Raw genomic sequence first — 13,017 nt, forward strand, 5'->3', positions numbered from 1 at the left:
CATGACGGAGATCGGACTGCCCCATGGCGTACGAGCGTGCCTCTTCGACCTGGACGGCGTGCTGACGCCGACCGCGCTGGTGCACGCGGCCGCGTGGAAGGAGACCTTCGACGACTTCCTGCGGGACAGGGACGGCGAGGGTTTCCGCCCCTTCGACGCGAAGGCGGACTACGACGCGTACGTGGACGGCCGTCCGCGCGCCGACGGCGTGCGCACCTTCCTCCGGGCCCGCGGCATCGAACTGCCCGAGGGCGAGGACGGCGACCCACCGGACCGGCAGACCGTCAACGGCCTCGGCAACCGCAAGAACGACGTCGTGCTGGAGAAGATCCGCACCGAGGGCGTACGCCCCTACCCCGGCTCGGTGCGCTACCTGGAGGCGGTACGGGCGGCGGGCCTGCGCACGGCGGTGGTGTCGTCCAGCGCGAACTGCCGTGACGTGCTGGTCTCCGCGGGCATCGAGCACCTGCTGGACGTACGGGTGGACGGTGTTGTCGCCAAGGAGCGGCATCTGCCGGGCAAGCCGCACCCGGACACCTTCCTGGCCGCGGCCGAGGAGCTGGGCTTCGACGCCGCCCGCGCGGCGGTCTTCGAGGACGCGCTGGTCGGCATGGACGCGGGCCGCTCCGGGCACTTCGGCTTCGTCGTCGGCGTGGACCGGGTCGGACAGACCGACGCGCTGCGCGAGCACGGCGCCGACACCGTCGTGAAGGACCTCGCCGACCTGATCGGAGTGACCGCGTGATCACCGACCCCGCCTATGAGGTCGCCCCCTGGAGCCTGCGCGAGTCCGAACTGAATCTGGACGTGCTGCCGCAGAGCGAGTCCGTCTTCGCCGTCTCCAACGGGCACATCGGCTGGCGCGGCAACCTCGACGAGGGCGAGCCGAACGGCCTGCCCGGCTCGTACCTCAACGGGCTGCACGAGACGCACCCGCTGCCGTACGCCGAAGCGGCCTACGGCGACCCGGAGTCCGGGCAGACCGTCATCAACGTCACCAACGGCAAGATCATCCGGCTGCTGGTGGACGACGAGCCGTTCGACCTGCGGTACGGCACGATCCGTTCGCACGAGCGTGAACTGGACCTGCGGGCCGGGGTGTTGCGCCGGGTGTGCGAGTGGGTCTCCCCCGCGGGCCGCGCGGTGCGGGTGCGTTCGACGCGCATGGTGTCCTTCACGCAGCGCGCGGTGGCCGCCGTCGCGTACGAGGTGGAGCCGCTGGACGGCAGCCTGCGGGTGGTCGTGCAGTCGGAACTGGTGGCCAACGAGGAGGTGCCGCGCAGCGAGGGCGACCCGCGGCGGGCCGCCGCGCTGGAGAACCCGCTGGTGCCGGAGGAGAACTTCGCGTCCGGCACCCGGCTGCGGCTGGTGCACTCCACGGCCCGCAGCGGACTGCGGCTGGCCGCCGCCGCCGATCACCGCGTGGACGGCCCCGAGGCGACCACGAAGGTCTCCTCGGAGTCCGACGACGACGTCAGCAGGCTCACCATCACCTCCGTACTGGAGTCCGGGCAGCGGCTGCGGCTGGAGAAATTCGTCGCGTACGGCTGGTCGGCGACCCGGTCGCTGCCCGCGCTGCGCGACCAGGCGGACGCGGCGCTGGTCGGCGCCCGCGACACCGGGTGGGACGGCCTGCTGGAGCAGCAGCGCGCCTACCTGGACGACTTCTGGGACCGGGCGGACGTGGAGGTCGACGGCGACACCGAGATCCAGCAGGCGGTGCGCTTCGGGCTCTTCCACGTGCTGCAGGCCGGTGCGCGGGCCGAGGAACGGGCGATCCCCGCCAAGGGCTTGACCGGCTCCGGCTACGACGGTCACACCTTCTGGGACGCCGAGACGGCCGTGCTGCCGGTGCTGACCTTCACCGCGCCGCGCGCGACCTCGGAGGTGCTGCGCTGGCGCCACAACACGCTGCCTGCGGCCCAGGAGCGCGCCCATCAACTGGGCCTGGCCGGTGCCGCGTTCCCGTGGCGGACGATCAACGGCGCCGAGGCGTCGGGGTACTGGCCCGCGGGCACGGCGGCCTTCCACATCAACGCCGACATCGCCGACGCGGTGGTGCGGTATGTGACGACCACCGGCGACCGGGACTTCGAGGAGAACATCGGCCTCGAACTCCTCGCGGAAACCGCCAGGTTGTGGCGGTCCCTGGGTCATCACGACCACGCGGGGGCCTTCCACATCGACGGCGTGACCGGGCCCGACGAGTACAGCGCGATCAGCGACGACAACGCGTACACCAACCTGATGGCGCAGGCGAATCTCGTCGCGGCGGCGGACGCCGCCGAGCGCCATCCGCGCCGGGCCGCCGAGTTGGGCGTCACCGACGAGGAGACCGCGGCCTGGCGGGACGCGGCGGCGGCGATGTCCCTGCCGTACAACGAGGAGCTGGGGGTCCACGAGCAGTCCAAGGGCTTCACCCGGCACCAGGTGTGGAACTTCGCCGAGACCGATCCGGCGCACTATCCGCTGCTGCTCAACTACGCCTACTTCGACCTGTACCGCAAGCAGGTGGTCAAGCAGGCCGACCTGGTGCTGGCAATGTTCCTGCGCGGCGACGCCTTCGAACACGCCCAGAAGGTACGGAACTTCGCGTACTACGAGCCGCTGACCGTCCGCGACTCCTCACTGTCGGCGTACTGCCAGTCGATCATCGCCGCCGAGGTCGGCCATCTCCAACTGGCCTACGACTACCTCGGCGAGTCGGCGCTGATCGACCTCGGCGACCTGGAGAACAACTCGCGCGACGGCCTGCACATCGCGGCGCTCGCCGGTACGTGGACGGCGCTGGTGTCGGGGCTCGGCGGGATGCGGCTCTTCGACGGCGACCCGATCCGCTTCGCGCCCCGGCTGCCCGACGCGCTCAGCCGGATCGCCTTCCGGCTGGCCTTCCGCGGGCGCCGGCTGCACGTCGAGGTCACCAGGAGCAAGGCCACGTACACCCTCGCGGAGGGCGAGCCGATCGAGGTCCTGCACTACGAGAAGTCCTTCATGCTGACCGCGGAGCACCCGGTCAGCCGCGACCTGCCGGAGATCGAGCACCGGCCGCAGCCCTCGCAGCCCCCGGGCCGGGCGCCGCGCCGCCGCAATCAGCGGCCCGGCTAGGACCGTCCGGGGAACGCGGTGGGGTCCGGCCGCTGGGCAGCGGCCGGACCCCACTCGGTTGTTCTCTCACGGGCGGTGGTGCGGGAACGGGTGTGCCCGTCAGTGCTCGCGCGCTGTCAGCGAACGCGCCGTCAGCGTCGGGCGAGCAGGCGCACGCCGTCGCCGGTCGGCTTGTACGGCAGACCGTAGTGCTGGAAGATCGCCTCCTCGTCCTCGACGGGCAGGACGTCGTCCGTGCCGATCGAGGGGGCCGACTTCACCAATGCCTTGTCGTACGGGACCTTCACCCATCCGGGGCCCACGATCACGTCCGTGACGGGCGTGAAGGTGAGCCGGTGCCTGGTGGGCAGGCCGATCTGGACCGTGACCATCAGCGGCTCGTCCGTGCCGGTGTCCACATACACCGCTTCGAGGGAGCCGATCTTGTGTCCCTCTGCGTCGACCACGTCGTGGTCGCGCCATTCGCGGAGATCAGCGGGCTTGATCATGACGAGTCCTCCTGGTGACGTGCGGTACCCGTTCACTTTCCTTGTGCCCCGGTCCACGCGCCACACGCACGTGGCAGTCGGGTCAATCCGTGCTCACCTCCGAGCGGTCGCCGCCCCACAACGTGTGGAAAGAGCCCTCGCGGTCGGTGCGCCGGTAGGTGTGCGCGCCGAAGAAGTCGCGCTGACCCTGCGTGAGCGCCGCGGGCAGCCGCTCGGCGCGCAGCGCGTCGTAGTACGCCAGCGCCGCGGAGAAACCGGGCGTGGGCACGCCGTGGCCCACCGCGGTCGCCACGACCGACCGCCAGTCGTCCTGCGCCGCGCCGATCTCCTCGGCGAACTGCTTGTCGGACAGCAGGCTCGGCAGGTCGGGGCGGCTGTCGTACGCCTCCTTGATCCGGTCGAGGAAGGCGGCCCTGATGATGCAGCCGCCGCGCCAGATCGACGCGACCGCGCCCAGGTCGATGTCCCAGTCGTAGGTCTGGCTGCCCGCCTGGATCTGGTGGAATCCCTGCGTGTACGACACGATCTTGGACGCGTACAGCGCCTGCTCCACGCGGTCGGCGAAGGCGGCGGCCTCGGCCTCGCCGAGTACCGCACCCGAGGGGCCCGGCAGGTCGCGGGAGGCGGCCCGCAGCTCGCCGTGGCCCGACAGGGAGCGGGCGAAGACCGCCTCGGCGATGCCGGAGACGGGGACGCCCAGGTCGAGGGCGATCTGTACGGTCCAGCGGCCGGTGCCCTTCTGCTCCGCCTGGTCGGCGACGACGTCCACGAAGGGCTTGCCGGTGGCCGCGTCGGTGTGCGCGAGCACCTGCGCGGTGATCTCGATCAGGTACGAGTCCAGGCGCCCGGTGTTCCAGGTCTTGAAGGTCTCGGCGATCTGCTCGGGCGAGTAACCGGCGACCTCGCGCAGCAGGTGGTACGCCTCGGCGATGAGCTGCATGTCGGCGTACTCGATGCCGTTGTGCACCATCTTCACGAAGTGGCCGGCGCCGTCGGGGCCGATGTGCGTCGTGCAGGGCGTGCCGTCCTCGGCCTTGGCGGCGATCCGCTCCAGCAGCGGGCCGAGCGACTCGTAGGACTCGGCGGACCCGCCGGGCATGATCGACGGGCCGTTGAGCGCGCCCTCCTCGCCGCCGGAGATACCGGTGCCGACGAAGTGGATGCCCTGCTCGCGCAGTTCCTTCTCGCGGCGGCGGGTGTCGGCGAAGTGCGCGTTGCCGCCGTCGATGATCACGTCGCCCGACTCCAGCAGCGGCGCGAATTCCTGGATCACCGCGTCGGTGGCCTCACCGGCCTTGACCATGATGACCAGCCGCCGCGGCCGTTCCAGGGCCGCGACGAACTCCTGCGCGGACTGCGCGGCGATGAAGGTGCCCTCGTCGCCGAACTGCTCCACCAGGGCGTTCGTCTTGGCGGTGGTGCGGTTGTGCAAGGCCACGGTGAAGCCGTGGCGGGCGAAGTTCCGGGCGAGATTGCTGCCCATCACTGCCAGCCCGGTGACGCCGATGTCCGCCGATCCGCTCATGCGATGTCTCCACACTTGTTGGTGTGCGTCTGCGTACGTCTTCCTGCCGTGCAACGGTGGCCGGGGCCGTGCGCTTCCCGTGGCCCCACTGTCGAGCCTGCCTCTTCCGGCGGCCGACAGCCACCCGTGCGGACCGCTCCGGCCGGGCCGGGTCGCTCCGGCTGCCCGATGATGGCAGGAGCGGGCCGTACGGAGAGGAGCCGTCGTGGCGGACGCCGACACCGACGCGAACAGCAACGCGAGGACGGGCACGGGCTCGGGCGACGACGAGGAAGCGGGCCAGGGCGCCGACCGGGGTACGGGCCAGGAGCGGGACCGGCTGGCGAAGTACCGCGGCATGCGGCGCTTCGACCGCACCGGCGAGCCCGAGGGCGGTACGGCGGCCCCCGGCGACGACCCGTCCTTCGTCGTGCAGATCCATGACGCGACCCGGATGCACTTCGACTTCCGGCTGGAGGTCGACGGGGTGCTGAAGTCCTGGGCGGTTCCGAAGGGGCCGTCCACCGACCCGCGCGACAAACGGCTCGCGGTGCCCACCGAGGACCACCCGCTGGAGTACCGGGAGTACGAGGGCGTGATCCCCGGCGGCCAGTACGGCGCGGGGCCCGTCATCGTCTGGGACCACGGCACCTACCACCCGCTGACGGACGGCGGTCCCGAGGCGTTCGCGCGGGCCCTGGAGCGCGGCCACGCCTCCTTCGAGCTGCGCGGTACGAAACTGCTCGGCGCGTACGCGCTGACCCGGATCCACCAGGCCGCCGACGGCGGTCAGGGGGACGCGGCGGACCCGGCGTGGCTGCTGGTCAAGAAGAAGGACGCGCACAGCACGCCGGGCCGCGGGACCACTCCGGATCCGCGCAGGGCCCGCTCGGTCCTCACCGGCCGCACCCTCGCGGCGGTCGAGCGCGAGGAGCCGCCGGAAGGGCCCGCCAGATCGCGGAATGCCGGATCGGGGCCCGACGGAACAGGGCCCGCCGGAACAGGGCCCGCCGGATCAGGACCCGCGTGAGGACGGCCGCCGCGCGGACTACGGCTGGGTGAGGCGTTCCATCAGGGCCAGCGCCTCGATGACCGTCTCGCGCTCCTGCGGCGTGTAGCGGTCCTGGAAGGCGCGGGCCAGCCACTCCTCGCGGGCCACGCGGTTGCCCTGGACCCGCTCGCGGCCCGCGGCGGTGAGCACGATCAACTGCCTGCGGCCGTCGCGGGGATCGGGGTGGCGCTCGATGAACCCGTGCTGTTCGAGCGCCCCGAGCGCGACGGCCATCGACTGCGGGCGGACCCCCTCCGCGGCGGCCAGCGCGCTGGCGGTGGACTCCTCGCCCTTGCCCAGCCTGCTGAGCACCGAGGTCTGGGAGGGGGTCAGGTCCTGCGTGTCGGCGATCTCCCGCAGCCTGCGCAGCAGACGGCTGACCGTCACCCGCAGGTCGTGGGCCGCTTGGACCGCGGTCCGCGAGATGTCCTCGGTGCTCTCTTCCATACCCCTACCGTAAAGAGACCGGTGGCCGGGCGCGGCACGGGAGTCCGTACCGCGGGCACGTCCCCGCTCTCAGGTCCGGACCGGGGGCGACCAGATGTACGGCGTCGTGGTCGTCACCGCGTGGAAGCCGAGGCGCCGCAGGATCGGCGCGCTGTCGTCCGAGGCGTCGACCTGGAGGTAGCGGATGCCCCGGGCGGCGGCGACATTGGCGCGGGCGGCGACCAGCGCGCGGTAGATGCCCCGGCCGCGCCACGCCTCCAGTGTCGAGCCGCCCCACAGCCCGGCGAAGTCGGTGCCGGTCCTGACCACCAGCCAGGCCGCCGAGACGACCTGGCCGTCGGCCTCCGCGACCAGGACGACGACCTCGGTGGGCGCGGCGGCGATCCGGCCGGCCAGGTCGTCGGCCAGCCACCCCCAGTCCTGGCCCCACACGGCCGACTCCATGGCGGCGATCCGCCGCAGGTCGGCGTCGGCGGTGACCTGACGCAGGACGACGCCGTCCGGCAGTACGGGGTCGGCCGTCATCTCCTCGGCCCGCCCGATCACGACGGTCTCCCGCTCCTCGGGCACGAAGCCGGCCGCGAGCAGCCGCTCGGGCAGGTCGGCGGGCCGGTCGTGCGCGCGGGTCTTCCACTCCACGGCCTCCCCGCGCACCGCGAAGAAGTCGCGCTGGCGGGCGATCAGCCGGTCGAGCTCCGCGCCCTCCACCCCGAGGTCGGGCGGTGTGCTCACGAAGCCGCGGTACTGCCCGCTGAGCCGCAGGACCGGTCCGTCCCACTCGCACCTGACCCCGGCGGGGAGGTTCGGCGGAGCGCCGCGCATCTGCTCGTCATAGGCCGCGAGCAGGCCGTCACTGTTCGTCATACGAGCCAACGCTACGAAGGCCCGCAAGTGGTTTTCGCGGACCCCGTACGACGCCCGCGATGAGTTCGCGGTCCGCGGCCGGTCTACCGGAGCATGACCACTACCGGATACGTACCGCCCCGGATCGTCGACCGCGCCGCTCGCCCGTACGCGGCCGTCCGGGCCCTTGTCACCATGGAATCGGTCGACACCATCGCCCACCGCATCCCCGAAGTCATCGGGCGGCTGTCCGCGCTCGGCGTGGAGCCCGCCGGGCCGCCCTTCCTCAAGTACAACGTCATCGACATGGCGAGGCAGCTCGAGGTCGAGCCGGGGGTGCCCGTCGCGGGGGCGGTGGTGCACGACGGCGACCTGTTCTCCGGCGTGCTGCCCGCGGGCCGCTTCGTGACGTACACGCACCTCGGCAGCCCCGCCGGGCTCGTCGGCGCCACGGCGCTGCTGCTCGACTGGGCGTTGGCGGCGGGGCTGCGCTGGGACATGAGACCGACGGCCGAGGGCGACCGGTGGGGCTGCCGGATGGAGAGTTACCGCACCGATCCGCGCTCGCAGCCCGACACCGCGAAGTGGGAGACGGACCTGGAGTTCCGGCTGGCCGACTGAGGCCGCGCGGGCCTATCGCGGCTCGCCCGGATAGGTGCCGAAGTACCAGTGGTTGCCCTCGATGTCGCGGGCCGCGAAGTCGCGGGAGCCGTAGTCCGTCTCGAACAGCTCGGCGGTGATCTCGGCGCCCGCGGCCTTGGCGCGCGCGTGCAGCGCGTCGGGGTCGGCGGTGACGACGTAGGCGCCGAAGGAGCCGGGGGGCCGCTTGGCCCAGGTGCCGTCCGGGTCCTCGCGGACCGAGCCGAGCATGATGCCGCCGCCCTCGGGCCAGGCCAGTTCGGCGTGCGCGACGGTGTCGCCCTCGCCGTATACCGCGGTTTCCTCGAAGCCGAACGCGTCCACGAGGAAGCGGATCAGGCCGCGGGCGTCGCGGGCGCGCAGGGTGGGCCAGACCTGGGGCGGCGGTGCGGTCTTCGCTCGCGCGGAACCGCCGTCGCTCGCGCCCTGCGCCGGGGTGTCGCCAGTGCTCTCGGTCATGGGGATCGGACCTCCTCAGTGCAGCCGGTGTGCTGTCGCGTCCAGCCTCACTCGGACGGGTGGTGCCCGGATTGGATGTTTCGGCGCTCCTCGGCGAGCCACAGTGTCGGCGGGCAGCCCGCCAGGGCCCGGAATTCGCGGTCCATGTGCGCCTGGTCGAAGTAGCCGCGGTCGACGGCGATCCTGGCCAGCCGCCCCTCGGCGGCGCCGTAGGAGGCCAGGCCGCGGCGGGTGCGGTCGAAGCGGATCACCCGTGCGGCGGCCTTCGGGCTCAGCCCCACCTCGGCCGCGAAGCGGTCCCGCAGCCGCCGGTCGCTCCAGCCGACCTCGGCCGCCAGCCGCGCCACGCCGATCGTGCCGCCGGTGGCCGCGAGCAGCCGCCACGCGTGCCGTACCTCCGGATGGAGCCGTACGCCCGCGCGCGGGTCGGCGCGTGCCCGGTCCAGCAGCCAGGCGTCGACGACGGCGAAGCGGCCCGCCCAGTCCGGGGCGGCCCGCAGCCGGTCCAGGACGTCGGCGACCGACGGTCCGAGCACGTCCTGCGCGGCGAGATCCGCTCCGGCCAGCGCGCCCGCGGGCAGCCCGAGCAGGACGCGGGCGCCCAGCGGGTCGAGGGCGATCTGCACGCCGGACTGGCGGCCGGGCACGCTGATCAGCGCGGGTGTGGTGTGCAGGCCGCCGACGAGCGCCGAGAAGTCGCCTGGCGGTTCCGCCGGGTCGGGGTGGGCGGCGACGGTGAGCGGTTCGTCGAGCGTGAGGATCAGCGTCAGGTACGGGGACGGCAGCCCCCGGTGCCTGGTCGGTGGCACGCCGCGCTGCCGGTAGCCGGAGTACCAGCCGACCAGGCCGCGCAGGGCGGGCGCGGGCCTGCCGCGTACCGCCTCGTCCACGACGCCCGTGCCGGTGACCGGCTCCGTACCCGTACCCGTGCTCACGCTCTCCGTCCTCCCGGCGGACGCGGCGGCCCGCCGTATGCGACGGCCCGATGTGTACGGCGACCGTAACGTCCGGCGACCGCCGCCGTCAGCCGCCCGCGACCATGCCCCTGGTGTGCTCCAGGATCTCCTCGCGCGTCAGATACGTGTCGGTGTACTCGAAGTCGCGCAGGGTGCCGGCGCTGCGGGACTGGAAGTTGGTGCGGACGAAGTCGTCGCCCGCCACCGCGTTGAGCAGCCAGTTGGTCATGACGCGGGTCTTGGCGACGTTGGTGCGCAGCGCCGACCAGTGGTAGCCGCGGGCGACCGCCTGGGCGGGCAGGCCGCGCAGTTCGATGCCGAGCGGCTTGGAGACCGCGTCCTTGCCGCCGAGGTCGACCACCAGGCCGAGGTCCTTGTGCGCGTACGGCGTGAGCGGCCGGTGGCGCAGGGTGGCCAGGATGTTGTCGGCCATCGTGCGGCCCTGCCGCATGGCGTGCTGCGCGGTGGGCGGGCAGATCGCGCCGTCCTCGCCCTTCGTGACGTCGGGCAGCGCGCCCGCGTCGCCCAGCGCGAAGACGCCGTCGAGCCCCGGCACGGTCATCTCGGGGGTGACCGCGAGCCTGCCGCGTACCGTCTCGGCGTCGAGCGTGGCGACCAACGGGCTCGCGGCGACGCCCGCGGTCCAGATCAGGGTGCGGCAGGGCAGCACCCTGCCGTCGGTGAAGGTGACCTCCTCGGGGCCCGCCTTCGCGATCGACACCCCGAGCGAGACCTCGATGCCGCGCTTGCCGAGGATCTCCAGCGCGCTCCTGCCCAGCTTGTCGCCCAGTTCCGGCATCAGCTTCGGGGCGATGTCGATCAGGTGCCACTTGATCAGCTTCGGGTCGAGGCGCGGGTAGCGCTTGGCCGCGTTGCTGGTCAGCCGCTGGAGGCAGGCGGCGGTCTCGGTGCCCGCGTAGCCGCCGCCGACCACCACGAACTGGAGCCGGGAGGCCCGCTCGGCCTCGTCCTGGCTGGCGTCGGCGAGGTCGAGCTGCGCTATGACGTGGTCGCGGATGTACGCGGCCTCGGCGAGCGTCTTCATGCCGCGCGCGTTGTCCAGCAGTCCGGGGATGTCGAAGGTGCGGGTGACGCTGCCGGGCGCCAGCACGATGTAGTCGTACGGCTCGTTCAAAATCTCGCCCGTTATCTTGCGGATCACGCAGACCTTGGCCTTGGTGTCCACTCCCACGGCCCCGCCGGGGATGATCCGGGTGCGGTGCCTGCTGCTGCGGCGCAGCGACACCGCGATGGACTGCGGGGTCAGCACCCCGGAGGCCACTTGGGGGAGCAACGGCAGGTAGAGCTGGTACGAGAACGGTGTGACCAGTGAGACGTCCGCCTCGTCGGCGGCGAGCGACCGCTCCAGGCGGCGTACGCACGCCACTCCTGCGAAACCGGCGCCCACCACGAGAATCCTGGGTCGTGCCACGACATCCGTCCCTTCTCAGGTCTTCGCGTCCGTCTGCTCCCCTGCCCCGTGAACGCGGTCCGGCACACCTCCTGTCTTAGTACGGCGCGAGCGGGCCCGCCAGCCGGACGGCCGGTCACGGCGTACACCGCGCTGCACGGACGGCCGACTCGACGGAGCATGGTACGGACGACAAGCGGACAAAACGACGAAGCGACGGGACGGCGGATGAGTCGAAGGGGCCGTGGATGAACGATCGTGACGAGGGACCCCCGGCGGACGACCGGACGGCGGGGCGCGCCGCCGAGCAGGCCGCCGAACTGCGTCAGATCGATGCCCTGAACGAGACCGGCCCGCACGAGAGGACCCGCAGGCCCGCGCCGGGCGAGGACGGTGAGCGGGACGGCGCCGCCCGCGCGCCCACCGACGCGGGCAGGCACCGTGATGTGCGGATGCTGGAGGCGGGCCGCGCCCTGGCCGAGGCGACCTCCGTGGACGAGGTCTTCATGGCTCTGGCGTCGCTCACCTCGCCGGAGTTCCCGATGGACGGCACGGCCCTGTTCGGCGTCACCGAGCGGTCGCTGAACCTGATCGGGCGGTACGGGTACCGGACCAGCGGCAGCCGGACCGTCCGTATGACGATCACCACCGACTATCCGGCGGCGGAGGTGCTGCGCACCGGCCGCCCGGTGTATCTGCCCACGGTCGAGGAGTACCGCGACCGCTTTCCGACGACGTGGCGGCTCGCGGCCCGCAAGGGCAGCAGGTCGTGGGCGTTCCTGCCGCTGGTGAGCACGGGCCGGATCACCGGGGTGTGGCTGGTGGCGTTCCTGGACGACGTCGACTTCGACAGCGACACGCGCAGCACGCTGGTCACGCTCGCCCGGCTGATCTCCCGCGCCCTGGAGCGGACGCACACCGGCGAGGCGGAGCTGGCCCTGTCGCGCGGGCTGCGCAGCAGCATGGGGCGGGGCGCGTCGGTGTACCGCGGGATGACCGTGACCTCGCGGTACGTGCCGACCGGCGGCGGGCTGGTGGTGGGCGGTGACTGGTACGACATCATCGACCTGCCCTCGGGCCGTCTGGCGCTGGTCATCGGCGACGTGCAGGGCCACGACCTGCACGCGGCGAGCCTGATGGCCCAGCTGCGGACCGCCGTGCACGCGTACGCCGCCGAGGGGCACGGCCCGGACGCGGTGCTGTCGCGGACGTCGCGCTTCCTGACCTCGCTGGACGGGGACAGATTCGCGACCTGCATCTACATCGAGGCGGACCCGGCGGCGGGCACGCTGCACGTGGCGCGGGCCGGGCATCCGCACCCCGTGCTGCGCATGCCGGACGGCACCTGCATGATCAAGCACATCAGGGGCGGGCTGCCGCTCGGCCTGATGCCGGACGAGGACGACTACCCGGTCAACGTACTGGAGCTCCAGGCCGGGGAGATCATGATGCTCTGCACGGACGGGCTCATCGAGACCGGCGGGCACGACATGTACACCGGCTGGAACCGGGTGCGGGACGCGCTGTCGCCCGGCCCGACCTCCGACCTGGAGGGGATGGCCGACCGGCTGATCCAGAGCGTGGTCGGCCCGGTGACCGAGAACGGCGAGGAGCGGCTGAGCCCGCGCAACGAGGACGACATCGCGCTGCTCATGCTGCGCCGCGACACCGGCGTCCAGCGCCCTGTGCGACCCGTTCGGCGCATCCTGACCACGATCGAGCAGGACGAGGCCGAGGGCCTGGCCGAGGCGCGCTCCGAGCTGCGGGCGCTGCTGCACGACTGGGCGCAGCCCGACCAGGTGGACACCGCCGTGCTCCTCGCGTCGGAGCTGCTGGGCAACGTGCTGGTGCACACCGACCAGACGGCGGCCCTGATGGCCTCGATCTCGGGCGAGCCCGGCAACCGCACGCTGCGCGTCGAGGTCTCCGACAGCGGTGACGAACTGCCCCACCAGCGCACCCCGGGCGAGATGGCGTCCTCGGGCCGCGGCCTCGTCCTGCTCGACATCCTGTCCGAGCAGTGGAGCGTACGGCCGGAGTCGGAGGGCAAGACAGTGTGGTTCGAGCTGTCGGAGGACGCCGACGGGGTCGCGGGACAGGACGTCTGAGGGTCG

12 protein-coding genes are annotated in these 13,017 nt (G+C 72.5%); 5 read left to right on the forward strand and 7 right to left on the reverse strand.

What is annotated here, in order from left to right; all coding sequences use genetic code 11:
• Position 1: 1 nt before the first annotated feature.
• Positions 2–745, forward strand: a complete 744-nt coding sequence (locus tag ACIQCJ_RS17900) for an HAD family hydrolase (protein WP_401722214.1) — start codon at positions 2–4, stop codon at positions 743–745.
• Positions 742–3,105: a glycosyl hydrolase family 65 protein gene (locus ACIQCJ_RS17905; protein WP_366823738.1), complete on the forward strand. Its 2,364-nt coding sequence runs from the start codon at positions 742–744 to the stop codon at positions 3,103–3,105. Before ACIQCJ_RS17900 ends, ACIQCJ_RS17905 begins: the two co-directional genes overlap by 4 nt.
• Positions 3,106–3,236: 131 nt before the next feature.
• On the opposite strand, the gene ACIQCJ_RS17910 is transcribed toward ACIQCJ_RS17905, so the two are convergent.
• Both ACIQCJ_RS17910 and gndA read right to left on the reverse strand, forming a co-directional pair.
• Complete coding sequence (locus ACIQCJ_RS17910; protein WP_355340750.1) at positions 3,237–3,593, reverse strand: PRC-barrel domain-containing protein; 357 nt, start codon at positions 3,591–3,593, stop codon at positions 3,237–3,239.
• Between the two features lie 82 nt (positions 3,594–3,675).
• Positions 3,676–5,118, reverse strand: a complete 1,443-nt coding sequence (gene gndA, locus ACIQCJ_RS17915) for an NADP-dependent phosphogluconate dehydrogenase (protein WP_355340753.1) — start codon at positions 5,116–5,118, stop codon at positions 3,676–3,678.
• A gap of 319 nt (positions 5,119–5,437) precedes the next feature.
• On the opposite strand from gndA, the gene ACIQCJ_RS17920 reads away from it, so the two are divergent.
• Entirely contained in the window at positions 5,438–6,127 is a 690-nt protein-coding gene (locus ACIQCJ_RS17920) for a DNA polymerase ligase N-terminal domain-containing protein (protein WP_402712127.1), read from the forward strand.
• 18 nt (positions 6,128–6,145) lie between these two features.
• Here the strand turns inward: ACIQCJ_RS17920 and ACIQCJ_RS17925 are convergent, their stop codons facing one another.
• A complete protein-coding gene (locus tag ACIQCJ_RS17925; RefSeq protein WP_355340757.1) occupies positions 6,146–6,595 on the reverse strand; it encodes a MarR family transcriptional regulator in 450 nt (149 codons plus the stop codon).
• Positions 6,596–6,664: 69 nt separating this feature from the next.
• Positions 6,665–7,459: a GNAT family N-acetyltransferase gene (locus tag ACIQCJ_RS17930; protein ID WP_401722205.1), complete on the reverse strand. Its 795-nt coding sequence runs from the start codon at positions 7,457–7,459 to the stop codon at positions 6,665–6,667.
• Between the two features lie 93 nt (positions 7,460–7,552).
• Here ACIQCJ_RS17930 and ACIQCJ_RS17935 point away from each other — a divergent pair, with 93 nt between their 5' ends.
• On the forward strand, positions 7,553–8,059 hold the full coding sequence (locus ACIQCJ_RS17935) for a GyrI-like domain-containing protein (RefSeq protein ID WP_402711874.1): 507 nt from the start codon (positions 7,553–7,555) through the stop codon (positions 8,057–8,059).
• Positions 8,060–8,071: 12 nt separating this feature from the next.
• Here ACIQCJ_RS17935 and ACIQCJ_RS17940 read toward each other — a convergent pair whose 3' ends face one another.
• The 3 genes from ACIQCJ_RS17940 to ACIQCJ_RS17950 all read right to left on the reverse strand — a co-directional run bounded on the left by ACIQCJ_RS17940 (position 8,072) and on the right by ACIQCJ_RS17950 (position 10,924).
• Positions 8,072–8,536: a VOC family protein gene (locus ACIQCJ_RS17940; protein ID WP_401722199.1), complete on the reverse strand. Its 465-nt coding sequence runs from the start codon at positions 8,534–8,536 to the stop codon at positions 8,072–8,074.
• Positions 8,537–8,583: 47 nt separating this feature from the next.
• Entirely contained in the window at positions 8,584–9,471 is an 888-nt protein-coding gene (locus ACIQCJ_RS17945; protein WP_402711875.1) for a helix-turn-helix domain-containing protein, read from the reverse strand.
• 88 nt (positions 9,472–9,559) lie between these two features.
• A complete protein-coding gene (locus ACIQCJ_RS17950; RefSeq protein ID WP_355340772.1) occupies positions 9,560–10,924 on the reverse strand; it encodes an NAD(P)/FAD-dependent oxidoreductase in 1,365 nt (454 codons plus the stop codon).
• A gap of 227 nt (positions 10,925–11,151) precedes the next feature.
• Here ACIQCJ_RS17950 and ACIQCJ_RS17955 point away from each other — a divergent pair, with 227 nt between their 5' ends.
• Positions 11,152–13,011 carry a SpoIIE family protein phosphatase gene (locus ACIQCJ_RS17955; protein ID WP_355340775.1) on the forward strand — a complete coding sequence of 620 codons (1,860 nt, stop codon included), beginning with the start codon at positions 11,152–11,154 and terminating at the stop codon, positions 13,009–13,011.
• Positions 13,012–13,017: the final 6 nt, after the last annotated feature.

The organism is Streptomyces sp. NPDC093221 (assembly GCF_044753885.1).
Lineage (GTDB): Bacteria > Actinomycetota > Actinomycetes > Streptomycetales > Streptomycetaceae > Actinacidiphila.